The following is an 18715-nucleotide window of genomic DNA, read 5'->3' on the forward strand; positions in this document are numbered from 1 at the left end:
TCAGGCCGTCCAGCGGGCGTCCGAGAGCGTCCGCTGGACGGCTTCCTCGCCGACGGCCTCGGCGAGCGTCTCGAAGCCGGCCCGCTCGCTGCGGTCGCCGGCGTTGGCGACCAGCCGCGAGACGATGAACTCCGGCGTCGACCGGCCAACCGTCTCGAAGCGCGGCTGGTAGTCGACTTCCAGGTCCAGATCCGGCGTCAGCCCCTCGGCGAAGATGCCGTCGACGCGGGCTTCCGGCGGCAGCGGTTCCAGGTCGTCGGCGAGGTGCGTGACGAACACGCCCAGCGCGCCGCGGTCGACGCTCAGCCGGACGAGGCCGTGGAGCAGGTCCGCGGCCGAGCCCGGCTCGGTGATGGCCTCGAACTCGTCGACGAGCATCAGCGTCCGCCCCTCGTCGGTCAGCGGCGGCACGACCGACCGGAGCGTCGATTCGAGCACGCCGGCGTTGAAGCTCGCGTGACGACGGTGGAAGACCACGGCGTCGACGACGCCCACCTCCGCGCTGTCGGCGGGGACGGGCAGTCCCATCTGGGCGAGCAGCTGGACCTGACAGAGCGTCTCCAGCAGGGTCGTCTTCCCACCGCTGTTGGCGCCTGTGAGTACGGCGACGCGGTGGTCCCGCGGCGGCGCGATGTCGCCGTCCGCACCGAGCCGGTGGTCGCCGATGCCGTAGGTGACGGGCTGGACCGGCACGCCGCCGGCGACCAGCGAGAGGTTGCGCGCGTTCTCGACGGCGACGGTCTCCCGGTCGACGAACTCGGGTCGCTGGAGGTCGTACTCCTCGGCGAAGCGAGCCAGCGAGACGTACAGCGCCACGTCGTCGACCGCCGTCACCGCAGCCTCGATGTCCTCGCGGGCGGTCTCGACGGTCCCCTCGAGGCGGTCGGCGACTTCGGCCTCGCGCTCGTCGACGGCGGTCCGCAGGTCGCCGGCCAGCGAACGGAGCGTCTCGGCCACGAAGTCGCCCGCGTCGGTCGCCTCGCCGGGCATCGCGTCGCGGACGCGCGTCACGTCGACCTCCGTCTCGCTCGTGATATGGCGGACGAGCGTCTCCCGGAAGTCGTCGGGGCCGCGGGCGTCCGACTGCACGTCCTCGGCGACGCGCTCGGGCGTCGCGGCCATGTCCTCGACGTTCGCGAGCGCCGTCCGCAGGGAGTCCAGCCGATCGTCGGCACCCTCGCCGATGCTGTCGCCGCCGTTGCGGAGGCCGGCGAGCGCGGCCGCCGCGTCTTCCAGCGTCTCGTCGTCGAGTGCGGCGATCGGTTCGAAGACGCCTTCGGAGACGCCTGCCTCCGAGAGCGCGAGCGCGGTGCGGACGGCCGCGAGTTCGCCGCCCGCGGCATTCTCCTCGAATGCCTCCTCGACTGCATCTCGGGTCTCTTCGTCCAGTGCGGTCCACGAGTCGCGGGCTTCGAGGATCCGGTCGATGCGCTCGGCCATCTCCGCGCGGGAGCCCAGCGGCGTGAGGATGCGGATCCGGCTGGCCGCGTCCTCGGTGAGCGCGTACTCGCCGGCGAGGTCGAGGATCTCCTTGTACACCTCGCGGGTGTCCCGCGTCGCGAGGACGTCCATCGCCTCGCCGCCCTGTGCCCGCCGGAGGATACGCGTCGCGCGGCCCTGCGAGAGGCCCGCGTCGACCAGCGCCCGGGTGTCGGCCGACTCGACGGCCGAAAGCGCCCGCTCGACGCCCAGCTGTTCGGCGAGCAGGTCCCGGGTCTTCGGCCCGATTCCCCAGTAGTCCTCCAGTCGCATGGCAGGTGCGTGGGTGGCTGCCGGTAAAGTCGTTTCTCGTCGCGCGCCCCCGCTCGCAGGTCAGCTGTCACCGAGAGCGGTGGTCGGACGCGGTGGGCCGGGATTCTTGTCGGCCGGGCGCAAAGCGGGTGGCATGACCGATCCCGCGGACGACGGCGACGGATCTCCGGCGGTCTCTTGCCCCGGGTGCGGGGAGTCGCTCCCCGAGGGCGCGCGGTTTTGCCCCCACTGCCAGACGCCGCTCGGCGAGGACGGCGAGGCCGTCGACCTCTCGGAACTCGACGGGCTGTTCGACGGCGACGAGCAGCCGGAGTTCATCGCGGCTGAAGGCAGGCAGCGCCGCGCTTCGGGCCGTATCATGGTCGTCGCCGGCCTCGCCGTCGCCGTCCCGCTCGCGCCGCTGGGGCTCTTCCTCGTGAGCACGATCCGACCGCTCTCGATCTGGACCGCGCCGCTCGTCTTCCTCGGAAGCTGGCTCGCGCCCGCGGCCTACCTCGCCCGGCCACGGGTCCCGGCGGAGGCGTTCGCCCGGAGCCTCTATCTCGTCGCCGCGGGCACCGCCCTCATCCCCCTCGGCCTATGGCTCGGCGACGAGGGCGCCGCGAGCGGGGACTTACAGGTCGCTGTCGGGACCGTGACCGCAGTCGCCCTGCTCGTCGCCGGACTCGCGGTCGTCCTCGGCCGGTACATGCACGGGCAGGCGAACGACCGAGTTAGCGGCAAGGTGCGCGCGTTCGAAGACGCGCGCGAGGGCCGGGAGGAGGACGTGCCAGTCGGTGACCCGTCCCGAGACGGATCTGACGCGAACGGTGCCGAGAAGTAGCGATATCGGAGACGGGAAGCGTCGGAGAGCGGACGGGTCGTCGATCCTCAGTCGAACATCCCGGTCGACATGTAGCGTTCGCCGCTGTCCCAGTAGACGGTGACGACGAACGGGTCCTCGATAGACTCGTCGTCGTCGAGCCGCTCGGCGACGCGCTTGGCGGCGAGGTTCGTCCCGCCCGAGGACTGGCCGACGAGGATGCCCTCCTCGCGGGCGAGACGGCGGCACTCATCCTCGGCGTCGTCGAGTTCGACCGTCTCGACGTCGTCGATCAACTCGCGGTCGAGGTTGTCGCTGACGAACCCGGGGCCCATCCCCTGGAAGTCGTCGTCGCCGGCCTCGCCCGTCGAGAGAACGGCGTTGCTCGCCGGTTCGACGGCGACGATCTCCATGTCGGGGAACGCCTCGCGGAGGCGGCGGCCGATACCGGAGAGCGTCCCGCCGGTGCCGACGCCGGCGACGAACGCGTCGACCTCCCGGTCGCCGATCTCCTCTAAGATCTCCGGGCCGGTCGAGCGGTAGTGGGCCTCGGGGTTCGCCGGGTTCTCGAACTGGCGGAGCTGGACGTAGCCCTCCTCGCGCTCTAGTTCGTCGGCCCGATCCTTCGCGTCGGAGATGGTGCCGTCGACGAGTTCGATGTCGGCGCCGTAGGCGCGCATGATCTGGCGGCGCTCGGGCGACTTCGAGGAGGGCATGACGAGAGTCACGTCGTAGCCCTTCGCCGCGCCGACCACGGCGAGGCCGATGCCCGTGTTGCCGCTGGTCGGCTCGACGATGGCGTCGCCCTCGGTGAGTTCGCCTGCGCGCTCGGCGGCCTCGACCATCTCCTTCGCCGGGCGGTCCTTCGCCGACCCGCCGGGGTTGAACGATTCCACTTTCGCCGCGATGGACGCGCCCTCGGGCGCGTCCACTTCCACCAGCGGCGACCCGATCGTATCGAGGATGCTGGAGTTCACTGTCGGTGCGTAGGCCGGCTGCGCTTAAATGGGCCGTGGCAGCGGCAGGGAGTGCGGCCGTCGGGGACGGGCAGGAAAACGTCGGCGTCCACCCCGCTAACCGGCCATCGAGAGCGGGTTTCTATTGCAGGCCGAATCTGCTTGTGAATCGCTGTCCAACGTGCGGGTGAGCCGTTCGACGGGCTTCACCGTCGGTCGGTCAACGCAGTGCTTTCCAGGTCAACCATGTCTCAGAACAACAACAACCGACGACAGCAGAACCAGCTCAACCAGCAGCAGGGCCGCTCGCGCGGCGGCCAGCACTCGGCCCACTCCCAGCAGCGTGACCAGCAGGGACAGTTCACGGGCCAGCAGGGTCAGCAGCACCAGCAGGGCCAGCAGCAAGGTCAGCAGTTCGGCGGCCAGCAGAACTATCAGCAGGGTCAACAGCGCCACCAGCAAGGCGGCCAGCAGTTCGGTGGTCAGCAAGGCCGTTCGATGGGTGGGCAGCACTCGGCCCACTCACAGCAGCGCGACCAGCAGGGCCAGTTCACCGGCCACCAGGGCCAGCAGCACCAGCAGAGCCAGCGCGGCGGGCAGCAGCAGTACCAGCAGGGCGGCCAGCGACACCAGCAGAGCGGCCAGCACCAGGGCGGCCAGCAGTTCGGCGGTCAGCAGGGCCGTTCGATCGGCGGCCAGCACTCGGCCCACTCCCAGCCGCGCGACCAGCAGGGACAGTTCACAGGCCATCAGGGTCAGCAACGCCAGCAGGGCCAGCACCAGCAGGGTCAGCAGTTCGGCGGCCAGCGAGGTCAGCAGAGCCAGCGCCACCAGCAAGGAGGCCAGCAGTTCGGCGGCCAGCAGGGCCGTTCGATCGGCGGCCAGCACTCGGCCCACTCTCAGCAGCGTGATCAGCAGGGCCAGTTCACTGGTCATCAGGGCCAGCAGTCCCACCAGCAGGGGGGTCAGCGACGCCAGCAGAGCGGCCAGCATCAGGGCGGCCAGCAGTTCGGCGGCCAGCAGGGTCAGTCGATGGGCGGGCAGCACTCGGCCCACTCTCAGCAGCGCAACCAACAGGGCCAGTTCACCGGCCACCAGGGCCAGCAACAGCAGGGCGGCCAGCACCAGCAGAGCAGTACACAGAACCGCTCGAACCAGCGCAGCAACCGGGGAAGCAGCAACCAGAGTAGCCAGAGCACCAGCGGCCGGGGGAACACCGCGGGACTGACCCAGGAAGCCCGCCGCCGCGGCGGCAAGCACTCCGCCCAGGAGCAAGAGCGCGACGAGCAGGGGCAGTTCACCGGCGAGTAATCGGATCCCACCCCGACGCAGCCACCGCACTGGCGTCGCGACCGAACCCGCCTGATCGCCCGCAGTACCCGTCCGTACCGTCGAAACTTTTTCCGCCGTCTCGTCCGGAGAACCTGACGTGACCGGGACCGTCACCGACACCTACGCGGCCGCGCTCCAGCACGACATCGCCGACCTGTCGGAGGAGACCCGTCTGGTCGGCGTCGTGCGGCGACCAACGGGGTGGTTCAGCGCGCTGGTCGACGAGAACGTGCCGGCGCTCGGCCCGCCGGAGGACCTCCTCTCGGCGGCCAAAGAGCGCCAGGAGGACCTCCAGATGCAGGGGCTGTGCGACGAGGAAGCCCACAACGTCGCCTGGGAGGAGACCGAGTTCGAAGCGCGGTATCGCGAGCACCTCGCGAGCGAGGGGGAAGCCCGCGACGCCGTCGACGCGCTCGCCGAGCAGGTGGCCGACGGCGACTCGGTCGCGCTCGTTTGCTTCGAGGGCGACTCGAAGCGCTGCCATCGGCGGATCCTCGACGACGTGGTCCGCGACCGCGCTGGGGCAGACGGCGAGTAACGAGGCTACCGGACCGACGGGCGAGCAGCCGGTGGTCGGAGCGTTGTCGTTAAGCCACCCCGCCCAGTAGTAGGTGGTATGTCACTGGAAACCATGGAACCGAACCCGGTGTGGACCGAGGAGGCCTACGCTGAGACGGTCGATGTGCTCGCAGCGCTCAGAGACGAAGTCACCTACAAGGTCTGGGGCGGCGACTGGTGTATCGACTGCCGCTCGCAGCTGCCGGACTTCGGCGCGGCGCTCGACGCCGCCGAGGTACCGGCCGACCGCATCGAGGAGTACGCCGTCGAGAAGGAAGACGACGGCACCAAGGTCGGCCCGAAGGTCGAGGAGTACGACATCGAGTACATCCCGACGGTCGTCGTCGAGCGCGACGGCGAGGAAGTCGCCCGCTTCGTCGAGGAAGAGCCGGTCCCGATCGCCGTCTACCTCGGCCGCGAACTCGAATCGCTGGCCAAGTCGGTCTGACTGTCCCGACCCTCTCCCGGTCCGTTCCCTTCTCCCTTCACTGCTCTCACGCTGTTTACTCTTCGAACCATTCGAGCGCCTCCGCGACCGAGTGAGTTGGCGGCGAACACGCCCGTGAGCGACAAGCGTAGACGGTCGGCTCGCCGTCGCGGGCCTCTCGGTCGGCCCAGATCGGCGGGGCGTCGTCGAGATCGAGCGCGTCGAGCCACGGCGCGAGCGCGTCGTCCGTCGGCGGACGCAGCGCGAGCAGCCGCCGCGGGACGTAGGTCGTCGCCAGCGCGTCGCGCCACTCCGCTTGAACTGTCTCGGCGGCGAGAGTGAGTTCGTGGTTCCCCGAGCGGTAGGTGTCGGCGGCGAGCGCGAGCGACGGGTGTTGGACGGGGTCCGACTCGACCCGGTTGCCGTGGGTCGCGAGCACGCCGGCGGCGATGGACTCGAAGCGGTCGTGGTCGACGAAGTGGTCCAGCGAGAGCAGGAGTTCGGCGGCGACGCCAGCGCTGGAGGGCGTCGACTGGTCGGCGAGTTCCTGCGGGCGGGCGACGAGCGACTCGCCGCTCTCGGGCGTGAAGTACAGCGTCCCCTCCGCGTCGTCCCAGAATTCCTCCTCGATGATCCGGGCGAGATCGAGGGCGAACGCGAGGTGGTCGACGTCGCCGGTGGCCTGGTAGGTGTCGAACGCGCCGCGGGCGAGGAAGGCGTAGTCTTCCAGGTAGCCGTCGATGCGCACGTCGCCATCCTTGAACCGACGACGGAGCACTCCGCTGTCCGCGTCCCACAGCTGTTCGCGGGCGAACCCGAGGGCGTCGACCGCAGCGTCGGCCCACGACTCGTCGTCGACGATGGCCGCCTCGGCGAACGCCGAGATCATGAGGCCGTTCCAGCCGGCCAGCACCTTCTCGTCGCGGGGCGGTCGGGGTCGCTGTTCCCGGGCCTCGAAGACAGCCGACTTCGCCGCCGCGAGCAACTCCTCGACTTTCTCGGTGTCGCGGTCGTACTCGTCGGCGAGTTCCTCGACGGGAGCGTTCAGCGTCAACACGGTCGTCCCTCGCTCGAAGTTGCCCTTCGGGGTGACGCCGTAGCGGTCGCAGAAGAGGTCCGCGGCGAGGTCGGCCTCCCCCTCGGAGATGCCGGCGTCGGCGCCGTATTCGTCGACTGCGGTTTCGACTCGTCCGGGCGTCCAGACGTAGAAGGCGCCCTCCTCGCGCTCGCCGGCCTCGTCGTCGTCCGTGGGCATCTCGCTCTCGGCGTCCAGCGTGCTGTAGAACCCGCCCTCGGGATGGGTGAGTTCGCGCTCGACGAACTCCAGCGTCTCGCGGGCGGTCTCGCGGTGGCGCTCGCGGCCAGTGAACTGGAAGCCCGCGAGGAAGACTCGGGCAAGTTCGGCGTTGTCGTAGAGCATCTTCTCGAAGTGGGGGACGACCCACTCGCGATCGGTGGTGTAGCGGTGGAACCCGCCGCCGACGTGGTCGTAGAGGCCGCCGTCGGCCATCGCGTCGAGCGTCTCCGCGACGACCTCGCGGTAGGCGTCGCGGCCCCCTTCGTGGTGGGCCCGCATCAGTGCGTGCAGGCGGCCGGACTGGGGGAACTTCTGGCCTCGTCCCCAGCCGCCGAACTCCCGGTCGGCCCCCCGGAGGGCGGCGCTGGCGACAGATTCGAGCGCGTCGTCGCCCGGGGCCTCGCCGGGCTGGTCGGGCGTCGCTTCGAGGTCGCTCTCGATGGCGTCGGTCCACTGGCGCGCGCGCGCTTCCATCTCCTCGCGCTGTTCGGTGTCGTTCCACGAGTCGGCGATGTCGTCGAGCAACTGGCGAAAGCCCGGCGCGCCGCGTTTCGGCTCCGGCGGGAAGTAGGTGCCGACGTAGAAGGGGTCGCCGTCGGGCGTGAGCCACGCGTTGAGCGGCCAACCGCCGCTGCCGGTGACCTGCTGGCAGATGCTCATGTAGATGCTGTCGACGTCCGGTCGCTCCTCGCGGTCGACCTTGATCGGAACGAAGTGCTCGTTGAGCGTCTCGGCGATGGCCTCGTCCTGGAAGCTCTCGTCCTCCATGACGTGACACCAGTGGCAGGCGGCGTAGCCGATGGAGAGGAAGATGGGCTTGTCCTGCTCGCGGGCCGCGTCGAGGGCCTGCTCGTCCCACGGCTGCCAGTTAACGGGGTTGTCGGCGTGCTGTCGGAGGTAGGGACTCTCTTCCTCGTCGAGGCGGTTGCGCGCTGTGGGGTCGGCCTCGTCGGTCATGCCGAACGGTACGAAGTCAGGCCCTAAAGGCGCGATGACACGGAATCGGGCGGCAGTCGGGGAAGGTCCGGTCGAATGGCGTTCAGTCCCCGCCGGAGGGGACGAGCGAGGTGGCGTCGGGCGCTCGCGCCCAGACGCCGCTGGTGAAGTCGACGGCGTCGTTCCACTTGCCGACGACCGTGGCGACCGCGAGGTCGCCGGTGACGTTGTTCATCGTCGCGATGCGACCGAGGATCGGGTCGACGCCGGCGACGAAGCCGACGATCTCCAGCGGGAGCCCGATCTGGTTGAGCACGACCGTGAGCATGATGATCCCGGCACCGGGGACGCCGGCGGTCCCGATGCTGATGAGCACGGCGACGACCAGCACCATCACCTGCTCGGTGAGCGCGAGCGGCGTCCCGAGGACGTTCGCGGCGAACATGACGGTGATCGCCTGGCGGATGGCGGCGCCGTCCATGTTCGCCGTCGCGCCGACGGGCAGGGCGAACGAGTAGACTCGCTCCTCGATGCGGAGGTTCTCCTCGGCGTCGGTCATGGTCACGGGCAGCGTCCCGCTGGACGAGCGGGTCGCGAACGCGGTCAGCATGGCGTCTTTCGCGCCCGCGAGGAAGGCGACCGGCGACACGTCGGCGACGAGCCACATCAACAGGCCGAGGTAGACGACGACGATGTGGAGGACGACGGCGACCGCGAACGCGAAGACGAGTTCGCCGAGCGACGCCAGCGCGCCGAGCCCTTCCTCGCCGAGGCCGGCAGCCATCAGCGCGAACACGCCGACGACGCCGTACTCCAGGACGCCGCGGACGACGACGAACATCGCGTTGGCCGCCGCGTCGAAGGCGGCGAACAGCGAGTCGACCGCCTCGGCGAGGTCGTCGTCGCGAGCCCGGACGTACGTGAGCGCGATCCCGAACACGATGACGAAGAAGACCGTCGCGAGGAGGTTCCCCTCGGCCATCGCGGCCACGGGGTTCTGGGGGACGATGCCGAGGACGACGTCGGTCAACGACGGAGGCGCCTGGGACTCGGCCTGGCCGCCGCCGAACTCGACGCCGACGCCGGGCCGGAGCACGTTGGCCACGAGCAGGCCGATGGCGCCCGCGAGCGTCGTCGTGACGGCGTAGAGACCGACCGTCGCCCCGCCGATCTGCCCGAGCTTCGCCGGCGAGAGCTGTCGGATCCCGGTCAGCAGCGTGAACACGATGATCGGGACGACGAGCATGTTCAGCAGGCGGAGGAACAGCTCGCCGAGGGGTTCGAAGACCGTCGCCCGCTCGCCGGCGGTGAGGCCGACGACCGAGCCGAGGACGAACCCCAGCGCGATGCGATAGATCAGCGGGACGGAGCGATACCGTCGCCAGAGTCGACGTCCGATACCCATGTGTGAGCCGGCCTAGGGAGTTTCCGCGTAAATACCCGGGCCCGCGGACAGCATTTGCAGCTATCTGAGACCCGCGGAAACGGCGGTCGGACGGCCTGAATTTCCGATTCGGCTGACAGTCGCGGTGACGAGACGGGGCAGCGACTGGTGGATGGTCCCGGACCCGATCGGCGTGGTGCGGGCCGGCCGAAAGGCAACCTTTAGGCGCTCTGCGGGTGGGGTACTCGGTATGACCGAGACAGTCCTGCTGGTCGGCGGCGGCGGCCGCGAGCACGCCGTCGCTCGCGCGCTGGCCGACTCCGACGCGGACCTGTACGCCTGTGCGGGCAACCGCAACCCCGGCATCGCCCGGCTCGCCGAGGGCTTCGAGTCGCTCGATACGACCAACCCGACCGCCGTCGCCTCCTACGCCCGCGAGGTCGACGCAACCCTCGCAGTCGTCGGTCCCGAGGCGCCGCTCGCGGCCGGCGTCGCAGACGCGCTTGACGACGCGGGCGTCTACGCGTTCGGCCCGCAGGAGGCCGAGGCCCGCATCGAGACGGACAAGGCGTTCCAGCGCCGGTTCATGCGCGAACGGGACATCCCCGGCTGTCCCGACTTCGAGACCTTCGAGGACATGGACGCCGCCGCCGAGTACATCGACGAGTACGACGGCGACCTCGCGGTCAAGCCCGCCGGCCTCACCGGCGGCAAGGGCGTCCGCGTCACCGGCGACCAGATCACCAAGGAAGAGGCAAAGGAGTACGTCCGCGAGTCCGATTACGAGCGGATCGTCCTCGAAGAGCGCCTCGTCGGCGAGGAGTTCACTGTCCAGGCGTTCGTCGCCAACGGCGAGGTCCGCGTCACCCCGGCCGTTCAGGACCACAAGCGCGCCTACGAGGGCGACGAGGGCCCGAACACCGGCGGCATGGGCAGCTACTCCGACGCGACGCTCGAACTCCCGTTCATGGACGAGGACGACTACATGGAAGCCGTCGACGTGCTCGAAGCGACCGTCGACGCGCTGGAAGGGTACAAGGGCGTCCTCTACGGCCAGTTCATGCTCACCGCCGAGGGCGTCAAGGTCGTCGAGTTCAACGCCCGCTTCGGCGACCCCGAGGCGATGAACACGCTGCCGGTGCTCAACACCGACTTCCTCGACGTGCTGGTGGCCGCCCGCGAGGGCGAGTCGCTCCCGCAGCTCTCGTTCGCGCCGAAGGCGACCGTCTGCAAGTACGCCGTCCCCGAGGGCTACCCGACCGATCCCGACAGCGGGGCCCTCGTCACGGTCGACGAGGACACCATCGAGCGCGTCAACGACCGTTACCGCAGCGAGGGCGAGGGCTCGAACGTGGCCGCGGACGGGGGAACGCCGCCGGAGGTCCAGCTGTTCTACGCCTCCGTCGACGAGCGGGACGACGGCATCTACACGACGACTTCGCGGTCGTTCGCGGTCGTGGGCATCGCGGACACCATCTCCGTCGCCGAGGAGATAGCCGAGGACGCGCTCGAAGCCGCGGGCGACGGCGTCCGCATCCGCCACGACATCGGCAAGCCCGACCTGGTCCAGCAGCGCATCGACCACGTGGCCGAACTGCGCGGCGAGTAACGCTCACTCGGGCGCGACGACTTCGATTTTGATCGCTTCCGGGCCTTCGCAGTAGAGCGCGTAGTATCCGCCGGCGTACGGATGCTGCTCCTCGTAGAGGACCGCAGCGTCGTCGCGTTCCCGGACCTCCTCGGTGATGTCGTCGACGTGCTCGCGCGAGGCGGCGTGGAACGCGAGGTGGTTCAGCCCCGCTTCTCTCCGGTCGAACGAGTGGGCCGCGGCCTCCGCTTGCACGAGCACGACGTACGTCGGCCCGTTCTCCCACGACAGTCCGCCCTCCCATTCGTCTCGCCGCTCGTAGCCAAGCGCCGTGAGAAGCCAGTCCCAGAAGTCGGCGGACGCGTCGAGGTCCGACGCACACAGTTCAACGTGGTGCAGTCGGCCGGCGCGATCGGAGCCAGTGTGGTCGGTGGTCACGATCGGTAGTGTCCCGGACCCGTCAAAGGACCGATGGCTAGACCGAACGCGTCGGTCGCGACCGCCGACGCGATGAAACCTGTCGCCTCCCTACTCGACGACAACGGCGCCTTTCATTCCCAGACTCTGGTGGGGGAGACAGTAGTACAGGTAGGTGCCGCTCTCGCCGAAGTCGTGTTCGAAGGTGTGTCCTTCATCGGGGGTGGTCTCGCTCTCGAAGTCGCCCTCTTCGTGGACGACGTTGTGGGCTTCCCCTTCGCCGGTCCACTCCCAGACGACGGTCGTCCCCGAGTCGATGCGGACGGCGGGCGGGTCGAACGCGTAGTTTCCGGTGTTGCCCTCCGCGCCGACCGCGACTGTGACCTCGTCTTCGCCGGTGTGGTCCGCGACTCCACCGTCGAAGTTCGAGGTCTCCGAGAGGTACTCCGAGACCTCGGAGGGGACGGTGCCACCGTCACCGCTCCCGTCACCACCGTCTTCAGTACCGCCGTCGCCGCCATCGCCGTCGCCGCCGTCACCGCTCGTCTCGGTCGAACAGCCCGCGAGCACGCCACCGGTTACTACTGCTCCGATGCCACCGAGGAGTCGTCGGCGCCGAATGGTTCTCGTCATCGTGTACTCGACGCTTGGGACACCACACAAAAGAGAGTTCGCAATTCTGATCGCGTAACGTCGGGTTAGAGGCGCTATAGGGCGATATTTCCGCCGATTCCTGGTCGAACTGGTTCGGTGAACTATTTATATTGTTGCGGCCCCGTCCGGGACTCACTCCGTAGGCAGACCGTACTCCGCTGGGCGGGGGGAACGGAACGGCCGACGGGCGGCCACTGGACGGGCGGACTTCTGAGAGTCGGCCACTCGGGAGTTCAGCGCAGGAACCCGAGCAGCTCGTAGTCCTCGTCGGGGGAGTAGCGGCGGAACAGGAGGCTGTTCGTGAGGACCGAGACGCTGGAGATGGCCATCGCGACCGCGGCCAGCACCGGCTGGAGCAGGCCGAGCGAGGCCAGCGGGATCATCGCCGTGTTGTAGCCGAGCGCCCAGAAGAGGTTCTGCTTGATCTTCGAGAGCGTCCCGACGGAGACGCGGATGGCCTTCAGCACGTCCAGCGGGTCCGAGCGCATCAGCGTCACGTCGGCGGCCTCGATGGCCACGTCGGTGCCGCTGCCGATAGCGCAGCCGACGAACGCGGTCGCCAGCGCCGGCGCGTCGTTGACGCCGTCGCCGACCATCATCGCCCGGCGGCCCTCGGACTGGATGTCCTCGACCGCGTCGGCCTTGTCCTCGGGCAGGACGCTCGCCATCACGTTGTCGGGGTCGATGCCGACTTCTTTGGCGACCGCCTCGGCGGTCCGCTCGTTGTCGCCGGTGATCATCCACACGTCCACGTCGCGCTCGCGCAGGGCCGCGACGGCCTCGGCGGCGGACTCCTTGACCGTGTCGGCGTCGGCGACCACACCGAGCAGCCGGTACTCGTCGCGACTCCCGTCGGCGAGCGCGACCAGCATCGCGGTCTTGCCCTCGCGTTCGAGCCGGTCCATGGCGTCCTCGGCGGGGGTCACGTCGACGCCCTCGTCGCGGAGGAGCTTCCGATTGCCGACGAGCACGCGCCCGTGGGTCGTCGTCGCCTTCACGCCGTGGCCGGGGACGTTCTCGAACTCGTCGGGGTCTTCGACGTCGAGTCCGCGCTCGCGAGCGCCCTCGACGATGGCCGCGGCGAGCGGGTGCTCGCTCCCTGACTCCGCGCTCGCGGCGACTTCGAGGACGAACTCCTCGGTGACCTCCGGGTCGGCGAGGGTTCCGCCATCCGGGGCCGCATCACCTTCTACCGCGCCGCCGTCAGGTCGGCGACCTGACGAGCCTCGCGCTCCGTCGGAGCCCTCACCGCCGTCCGCCGCGGGCAGCGCGACAACGTCGGTCAGCTCCATCTCGCCTTTCGTCAGCGTGCCCGTCTTGTCGAAGACGACGGTGTCCACGTCGCGGACCCGTTCGAGGATGTCGCCGCCCTCGAAGAGGACGCCGTTGCGGGCGCCGATGGCAGTTCCGACCATCGTCGCTGCGGGGGTCGCCAGCCCGAGCGCACAGGGGCAGGCGATCAGCACCGCGGAGGCGAACACGACGACCGCGAACTCGAAGACGCCGACGGCCGACGGGCCGCCCGCCGCGAGGCCCCACAGCGGCAGGGAACCGACGAATCCGGCCAGCGCCTCGGGGAACGCGTACCAGAGCGCGCCCCAGAAGAGCGCGTTCAGGATGACCGCGGGGACGAAATAGGAGGAGATGCGGTCGGCGACGTTCTGGATCTCCGGCTGGCGACTCTGGGCGTCCTTGACGCGGGCGACGATCTGCTGGATGGCGGTCTCCTCGCCGACCTTCGTCGCCTCGACGACGAGCACGCCGTTCCGGTTGACCGTCGCGCCGATGACCTCGTCGCCGGGTTCTTTGGAGACGGGGACGGACTCGCCGGTGACCATCGACTCGTCGACCGCACTGTCGCCGTCGACGACCACCGCGTCCGTCGGGACCTTCTCACCGGGCCGGACCTTCAGGCGGTCGCCGACCTCGACCTCCGAGAGGGGGACCTCCTCCTCGCTGCCGTCCTCGCGGACGAGCGTCGCGGTGTCGGCCTCCATCTCCAGCAACTCCCGGAGCGCGTCCGAGGCCTGGCCCTTCGAGCGCGCTTCGAGGTAGTTACCGAGCGTGATGAACACGAGGATGAGCGCCGCGGTGTCGAAGTACAGCCCCTCACCGGGGAACCCGAGCAGCCGCGCAACCGAGTAGACGTAGGCGGTCGACGACCCCAGCGCGATCAGCACGTCCATGTTCGCCGTCCGGTTCTTCACGACCGCCTTGTAGGAGTTCTCGTAGAACTCCTTGCCCAGCGCGTACTGGACGGGCGTCGCCAGCGCGAAGGCGATCCACCCGAGCGGGATTCCCTCGAACGTCGCGTCCATCCACTCGGGAGCGAACAGGTGGCCCGCGAGCATCGCGAGCAGCGGGATCGACAGCACTGCCCCGAACAGCGTCAGGTTGCGCTGGCGTCGGATCTCCGCGTTCCGGGCGGCCTGCTGGCGGTCGCCCGAGGATTGCCCGCCGTCCTCGCCGTCGGCGTCGCTTCCCTCGTCCTCCCGGACGGGCGTGTAGCCGGCCGACTCGATGGCGTCGTAGACGTCCGCGAGCGAGGCCTCGGCGGGGTTGTACGTGACCGTCCCCTCGTCGGTCGCGTAGTTCACGTCGGCGTCGATCACGCCCGGCGTGTCCAGTAGCGCCTCCTCGTTCGTCTCGGCGCAGTTCGCACACGACATGTCCGTGATCGCCACCGTCACCGTCTCGCTCGCGGCCTCGTAGCCCGCGTCCTCGATGGTGTCGTAGATATCGCGGAGCGAGACTATTCCGGGGTCGTACTCGACGCTTCCCTCGTCGGTCGCGTAGTTCGCGTCGACCTCCCGGACGCCGTCGAGCGAACTCACGGCCTCCTCGATAGTCTGCGAGCAGTTCGCGCAGCTCATTCCGTGGAGCTCCAGTCTGACCCTGCGTTCGCTCATGGTATCTCTAGATAGGGGCTACCTGTTCATGCGGTTTGTCACTGGAAATCGAAACCCTATACGGCGTCGAATTTTGGATTCGAAACGTATCGGTCGGTCGAGTTACGCTCCTGTCGTCACTCGAGTCGCACGGCGTAGGTCACTTGCTTCTCGTGGAACCCGTTGTCCTCGTAGAACCGGCGGGCGCCGTCGTTGTGCCACTCGCAGGAGACGGTGACCTGGTCGGCGTCCCGCTCTCGGGCGATCTCGACGACGGTTTCGACCGCCTCGGCGCCGATCCCGCCGTCCCTGTGCTCGGGTTCGACGAACAGGTCGACGATGTCGACGCGCCGGGAGTGTACCCGGGAGGGGTGCTCGTGTTCCCGGAGCACCAGGAAGCCCACGTCCGTCCCGTCAGCGACCAACAGGTACACCGTCGTATCCTCGCGATCCAGCAGGCCTTCGAATCCTGACTCGGCGTCTTCGGGGCCGTCGTACGCGATCTCGTTCAGGTTGTCGTATCGCTCCATCTCCGTCGCCAGCGCGTACCAGTACGTTGCGAGCCGTGCAACGTCGTCCGCGGTCGCCTCGACGAGTTCCATAGCGGGCGAACAGCCCAGTCACGCTTACGCGTTGTCCCGGTTCGGGACTCGGACACGGGACAACGTCTCCCACACCAGCGCAATCTATTTGCGAGTCGGTTCGATAGCGTTCGACAGGATGGACACGGGCCCGAGGTCGGGCCGCGCCTTCCGCGCCGCGTAGGTCGTCGACGGCAGCGACGACCCCGCGGCCGAGGCGAGTTCGACCGGCTCGCCGACTGTGCGCCGCGGACGCGCGTTCCGGGTCGCTGCCGGGCGCGCCTGATTCTCCGCGCGGTCGCGCTTTCGGTATCCGACACCGCGCGCTGCGGACAGCCGTGACTCCGTTTTCGGCGCTTCGCGTCCGCAGGCGCGGCTCCGAGTCGGTCGACGACCACCTGCCCTGCCGACCATCCGAATGCAACGCCACACACGCCCGCGACCGCACAGTCAAGACAACCACCCGACCGTCTCGACGGACGGTTCGAGGGCCGTCGACGGGAGAACAGCGCGATGACCGCCTCCCGCGACCCGCTCGTCCTCGGCTCCCGAGCCGACTCCGAACGTGACCGCTTCCGATTCCGAACCGCCGACGGCGTGCCCGACGACGGCGCGTTCTGTCCGGGGGAACTGCTCGCCCTGGAACACCTCTGGGACCGCGACGTGGGACGGCTCCGGACCGTCGACTCGCGCTACGGCGTCGTCGGCGTCGTGCTCGCCGAAGTCGCGTCTACGGTCGAAATCACGACCTCCAGCGCCCGCTCGGCCGCGCTCTGTGAACACAACGTCGCCGCGAACGACGTCGACGCCTCCGTGTCGCTCGCGACCGGTCTGGGAACCGTCGACGCTCGCGGCCTTGACCACGACGTTCGTCTCAGCGATTCGGACGCTGTCCGGAGCCGCGCCGACGGCAGTGACAGACACGTCTCGCCCGATACCATCGCTTTCGTTCCCAAAGCGTACGACCCGCTCGGCCTCGGTGTCCGTCGGATCAGGACGGCCCTCAGGTCCCTCGCGCCGGAGGGCGAACTGTTCGTCGCAGCGCGACCGGAGACCGGTCTCACTCGCTACGAGTCAGCACTCGGCGAAGCCGCCGAGCGTGTCTCGACCATCGCGACGGACGGCGACTGGTCACTCCTCCGTGCCACGCCGCCCGCACACGTCGACATCGCCGCAGATCCACCCTTCGACCGGGTCCGCGCGACAGTCGGCGGTGTCGACCTCTCGCTGGTGACCGCACCGGGCCTGTTCGCACCGACCGAGCTCGACGAGGGGACGCGACTGCTCGCCGAGACTGCCGAGATCTCCGCCGCCGACCGCGTCCTCGACCTGTGCTGCGGGTACGGCCCGCTCGGGGCGTACGCGGGCCGGACCGCCGACTGCGAGGTCTGGTGTAGCGACGAGAACGCGCTCGCGACCGCCTGCGCCGAGCGAACGCTCGATGCGAACGACGTCGACGGACGCGTCGTCACAGCCGACTGCACCTCGGGGGTCGCCGGCAGGACGTTCGACACTGTCCTCTGCAACCCGCCGACCCACGCCGGCGACGGCGTCCTCGCCGATCTGTTCCGAGGTGTCAGGGACGTGCTCGCCCCGGACGGGCGGTTCTGGTTCGTCCACCACCGCGCGCTGTCGCTGGACCGCCACGCCGGACCCTTCGACCGCGTCGTGACGGTCGCGGCCGGACGGGAACACGTCGTCCGACTCGCGCGGCGCTGAGCCGGAGCCGGTCCCCGCTCAGCCCTCGGCGCCCTCGCGGAGTTCCTCGTAGGTCTCGACGAACGACGCTTCACAGGAGGAACAGCAGAAGTGGTACGTCTGCCCGTCGATATCCCGACTCTCCCCTTCGGTCGTGACGGTGTTGCCGCACTCGTCGCAGGTCAGCGCCAGCTCCGCCTCGGCGACCGAGGGGTTCCACGACCGGTCTGCGAGCAGCGACACGTCGAACTCGCGCACGTCTGCCATCTCGACGGTCGATTCGAGCAGCGAGAGCACGTCGCCCTCGGGGACGGTCGCGGTGAAGACGACCCGTTCCTCCGCGGTCGTGAAGACGTGTTCGACCGCGTCGGCGGCGGACAGCGACTCGCCCGCCGCCCGGCCGGCCCCGGGCGTCACGTCGAGGGTCACGAGAACGGGTGCGCCCTCGCGGAGCTTCGATCGGTCGACGTCGACGGTGAATCCGCGGACGACTCCGAGGTCTTCGAGCCGCTCGACCCGGTCTGCGACCGCCGGCGGCGACAGGTCGACGGCGTCGGCGATATCGCGCCACGAGCGGCGGGCGTCGTCGAGCAGCAGTCCCAGTATCCGCCGGTCCGTGTCGTCGAGGTCGCGCATACTCGACAGGAGGCCGCCGTGGGGCAAACTGGTTTCGCCTCCGGCGAGCGGTCGACGGTCTGCAAAACGAGGGTGAGGAGCCGGTCAGGCGACTTCTTCGGCGGGCTCGACGGAGTCGTCGGCGTGGGTGACGAAGATCGTGCCGGCGACGCCGTCGGGGAGCGAGACGGTTTCGCCGGTCTCCGGCAGCGCGGCGGTGACCATCCCGATGGGTGCGACCTCCTCGATGACCAGCGTCGTTCCCGGCGTGATCCCGGCGGCGTCGAGATAGGCGAGTTCCTCCGGGTCGCGGTCGCGGACGCGCTGGACGACGACTGTCTCACCCTCGGCGCACTCCTCGAGGGTCGACCCGGGCGACTCGTCGACGGGGTCGAGCGCGTCCGTCGGGATAGGGTCGCCGTGTGGGTCGACGGTCGGGTCGTCGAGCACCTCGGCGACCCGCTCCTCGAAGGTTTCGCTGATGTGGTGTTCGAGCCGGTCGGCCTCGTCGTGGACTTCCGCCCAGTCGTAGCCGAGTTCCTCGGTCAGGTACGTCTCCAGCAGCCGGTGGTGTCTGACCACTTCCAGCGCCACGGTCTCGCCCTCGGGCGTGAGCCGAACCCCCTTGTACTTCTCGCGCTCCACGAGCTCGCGGTCGGCCAGCTTCTCCATCATGCTTGTCGCCGTCGGTGCCGTCACCTCCAGCACCTCCGCGATGTGCGAGGTAGCGACCGGTCCGTCCCCCTCCCGCTGGAGCTCGTAGATCGCCTTCAGGTAGTCCTCCATCTTGGCGCTGAGCATTCACCCGAATTAGATTCATCTAAACCTTA

The 18715-nt window shown here is 69.3% G+C and carries 18 protein-coding genes; 6 read left to right on the forward strand and 12 right to left on the reverse strand.

Features of this window, described 5'->3' with window-relative positions; all coding sequences use genetic code 11:
* Window positions 1-1752 (reverse strand): MutS-related protein, encoded by a 1752-nt coding sequence (locus tag AB2U09_RS17970; RefSeq protein WP_459194105.1) that lies wholly within the window; start codon window positions 1750-1752, stop codon window positions 1-3.
* 133 nt (window positions 1753-1885) lie between these two features.
* Here AB2U09_RS17970 and AB2U09_RS17975 point away from each other — a divergent pair, with 133 nt between their 5' ends.
* Window positions 1886-2575, forward strand: a complete 690-nt coding sequence (locus AB2U09_RS17975; protein ID WP_459194106.1) for a zinc ribbon domain-containing protein — start codon at window positions 1886-1888, stop codon at window positions 2573-2575.
* 47 nt (window positions 2576-2622) lie between these two features.
* Here AB2U09_RS17975 and AB2U09_RS17980 read toward each other — a convergent pair whose 3' ends face one another.
* The 3 genes from AB2U09_RS17980 to AB2U09_RS17990 form a co-directional block, all read right to left on the reverse strand.
* Window positions 2623-3531: a PLP-dependent cysteine synthase family protein gene (locus AB2U09_RS17980; protein ID WP_459194107.1), complete on the reverse strand. Its 909-nt coding sequence runs from the start codon at window positions 3529-3531 to the stop codon at window positions 2623-2625.
* Between the two features lie 219 nt (window positions 3532-3750).
* A complete protein-coding gene (locus tag AB2U09_RS17985; RefSeq protein WP_459194108.1) occupies window positions 3751-4023 on the reverse strand; it encodes a hypothetical protein in 273 nt (90 codons plus the stop codon).
* Between the two features lie 9 nt (window positions 4024-4032).
* Entirely contained in the window at window positions 4033-4557 is a 525-nt protein-coding gene (locus AB2U09_RS17990; protein ID WP_459194109.1) for a hypothetical protein, read from the reverse strand.
* Here AB2U09_RS17990 and AB2U09_RS17995 point away from each other — a divergent pair.
* The 3 genes from AB2U09_RS17995 (at window position 4543) to AB2U09_RS18005 (ending at window position 5848) form a co-directional block, all read left to right on the forward strand.
* Window positions 4543-4821, forward strand: a complete 279-nt coding sequence (locus AB2U09_RS17995; RefSeq protein ID WP_459194110.1) for a hypothetical protein — start codon at window positions 4543-4545, stop codon at window positions 4819-4821. The two genes, AB2U09_RS17990 and AB2U09_RS17995, sit on opposite strands and share 15 nt — an antisense overlap.
* Window positions 4822-4939: 118 nt before the next feature.
* Window positions 4940-5380, forward strand: coding sequence for a DUF488 domain-containing protein (locus tag AB2U09_RS18000; RefSeq protein WP_459194111.1), 441 nt, complete (start codon window positions 4940-4942; stop codon window positions 5378-5380).
* A gap of 78 nt (window positions 5381-5458) precedes the next feature.
* Window positions 5459-5848, forward strand: a complete 390-nt coding sequence (locus AB2U09_RS18005) for a TlpA family protein disulfide reductase (protein ID WP_459194112.1) — start codon at window positions 5459-5461, stop codon at window positions 5846-5848.
* A 55-nt stretch (window positions 5849-5903) separates the two neighbouring features.
* Here the strand turns inward: AB2U09_RS18005 and AB2U09_RS18010 are convergent, their stop codons facing one another.
* Window positions 5904-8081: a thioredoxin domain-containing protein gene (locus AB2U09_RS18010; RefSeq protein WP_459194113.1), complete on the reverse strand. Its 2178-nt coding sequence runs from the start codon at window positions 8079-8081 to the stop codon at window positions 5904-5906.
* 82 nt (window positions 8082-8163) lie between these two features.
* The gene (locus AB2U09_RS18015; protein ID WP_459194114.1) at window positions 8164-9465 is read right to left on the reverse strand and encodes a dicarboxylate/amino acid:cation symporter; all 1302 of its coding nucleotides are present in this window, start codon (window positions 9463-9465) and stop codon (window positions 8164-8166) included.
* 229 nt (window positions 9466-9694) lie between these two features.
* Between AB2U09_RS18015 and purD the strand changes: the two genes are divergently transcribed.
* On the forward strand, window positions 9695-11053 hold the full coding sequence (purD, locus tag AB2U09_RS18020) for a phosphoribosylamine--glycine ligase (RefSeq protein ID WP_459194115.1): 1359 nt from the start codon (window positions 9695-9697) through the stop codon (window positions 11051-11053).
* A gap of 3 nt (window positions 11054-11056) precedes the next feature.
* On the opposite strand, the gene AB2U09_RS18025 is transcribed toward purD, so the two are convergent.
* The 4 genes from AB2U09_RS18025 to AB2U09_RS18040 form a co-directional block, all read right to left on the reverse strand.
* On the reverse strand, window positions 11057-11470 hold the full coding sequence (locus AB2U09_RS18025) for a VOC family protein (protein ID WP_459194116.1): 414 nt from the start codon (window positions 11468-11470) through the stop codon (window positions 11057-11059).
* A 90-nt stretch (window positions 11471-11560) separates the two neighbouring features.
* A complete protein-coding gene (locus tag AB2U09_RS18030; RefSeq protein WP_459194117.1) occupies window positions 11561-12082 on the reverse strand; it encodes a halocyanin domain-containing protein in 522 nt (173 codons plus the stop codon).
* A 254-nt stretch (window positions 12083-12336) separates the two neighbouring features.
* Window positions 12337-15012: a heavy metal translocating P-type ATPase gene (locus tag AB2U09_RS18035; protein WP_459194118.1), complete on the reverse strand. Its 2676-nt coding sequence runs from the start codon at window positions 15010-15012 to the stop codon at window positions 12337-12339.
* A gap of 116 nt (window positions 15013-15128) precedes the next feature.
* The gene (locus AB2U09_RS18040; RefSeq protein WP_459194119.1) at window positions 15129-15593 is read right to left on the reverse strand and encodes a GNAT family N-acetyltransferase; all 465 of its coding nucleotides are present in this window, start codon (window positions 15591-15593) and stop codon (window positions 15129-15131) included.
* A 492-nt stretch (window positions 15594-16085) separates the two neighbouring features.
* On the opposite strand from AB2U09_RS18040, the gene AB2U09_RS18045 reads away from it, so the two are divergent.
* On the forward strand, window positions 16086-17291 hold the full coding sequence (locus tag AB2U09_RS18045) for a class I SAM-dependent methyltransferase (RefSeq protein ID WP_459194120.1): 1206 nt from the start codon (window positions 16086-16088) through the stop codon (window positions 17289-17291).
* 18 nt (window positions 17292-17309) lie between these two features.
* On the opposite strand, the gene AB2U09_RS18050 is transcribed toward AB2U09_RS18045, so the two are convergent.
* Together AB2U09_RS18050 and AB2U09_RS18055 are read right to left on the reverse strand one after the other, a co-directional pair.
* Window positions 17310-17906, reverse strand: a complete 597-nt coding sequence (locus tag AB2U09_RS18050) for a winged helix-turn-helix transcriptional regulator (RefSeq protein ID WP_459194121.1) — start codon at window positions 17904-17906, stop codon at window positions 17310-17312.
* A gap of 84 nt (window positions 17907-17990) precedes the next feature.
* Window positions 17991-18686: a metal-dependent transcriptional regulator gene (locus AB2U09_RS18055; protein WP_459194122.1), complete on the reverse strand. Its 696-nt coding sequence runs from the start codon at window positions 18684-18686 to the stop codon at window positions 17991-17993.
* Window positions 18687-18715 lie beyond the last annotated feature (29 nt).

Source organism: Halosimplex yunnanense, assembly GCF_054504345.1.

What these genes read in the sequence shown, in the direction of transcription:
- AB2U09_RS18035 (WP_459194118.1), bottom strand. Translation starts at nt 15,012, where the DNA reads ATGAGCGAACGCAGGGTCAGACTGGAGCTCCACGGAATGAGCTGCGCG.
- AB2U09_RS18010 (WP_459194113.1), bottom strand. Translation starts at nt 8,081, where the DNA reads ATGACCGACGAGGCCGACCCCACAGCGCGCAACCGCCTCGACGAGGAA.
- purD (WP_459194115.1), top strand. Translation starts at nt 9,695, where the DNA reads ATGACCGAGACAGTCCTGCTGGTCGGCGGCGGCGGCCGCGAGCACGCC.
- AB2U09_RS18045 (WP_459194120.1), top strand. Translation starts at nt 16,086, where the DNA reads ATGACCGCCTCCCGCGACCCGCTCGTCCTCGGCTCCCGAGCCGACTCC.
- AB2U09_RS18015 (WP_459194114.1), bottom strand. Translation starts at nt 9,465, where the DNA reads ATGGGTATCGGACGTCGACTCTGGCGACGGTATCGCTCCGTCCCGCTG.
- AB2U09_RS17970 (WP_459194105.1), bottom strand. Translation starts at nt 1,752, where the DNA reads ATGCGACTGGAGGACTACTGGGGAATCGGGCCGAAGACCCGGGACCTG.
- AB2U09_RS18055 (WP_459194122.1), bottom strand. Translation starts at nt 18,686, where the DNA reads ATGCTCAGCGCCAAGATGGAGGACTACCTGAAGGCGATCTACGAGCTC.
- AB2U09_RS17995 (WP_459194110.1), top strand. Translation starts at nt 4,543, where the DNA reads ATGGGCGGGCAGCACTCGGCCCACTCTCAGCAGCGCAACCAACAGGGC.
- AB2U09_RS18030 (WP_459194117.1), bottom strand. Translation starts at nt 12,082, where the DNA reads ATGACGAGAACCATTCGGCGCCGACGACTCCTCGGTGGCATCGGAGCA.
- AB2U09_RS18050 (WP_459194121.1), bottom strand. Translation starts at nt 17,906, where the DNA reads ATGCGCGACCTCGACGACACGGACCGGCGGATACTGGGACTGCTGCTC.
- AB2U09_RS18005 (WP_459194112.1), top strand. Translation starts at nt 5,459, where the DNA reads ATGTCACTGGAAACCATGGAACCGAACCCGGTGTGGACCGAGGAGGCC.
- AB2U09_RS18040 (WP_459194119.1), bottom strand. Translation starts at nt 15,593, where the DNA reads ATGGAACTCGTCGAGGCGACCGCGGACGACGTTGCACGGCTCGCAACG.
- AB2U09_RS17975 (WP_459194106.1), top strand. Translation starts at nt 1,886, where the DNA reads ATGACCGATCCCGCGGACGACGGCGACGGATCTCCGGCGGTCTCTTGC.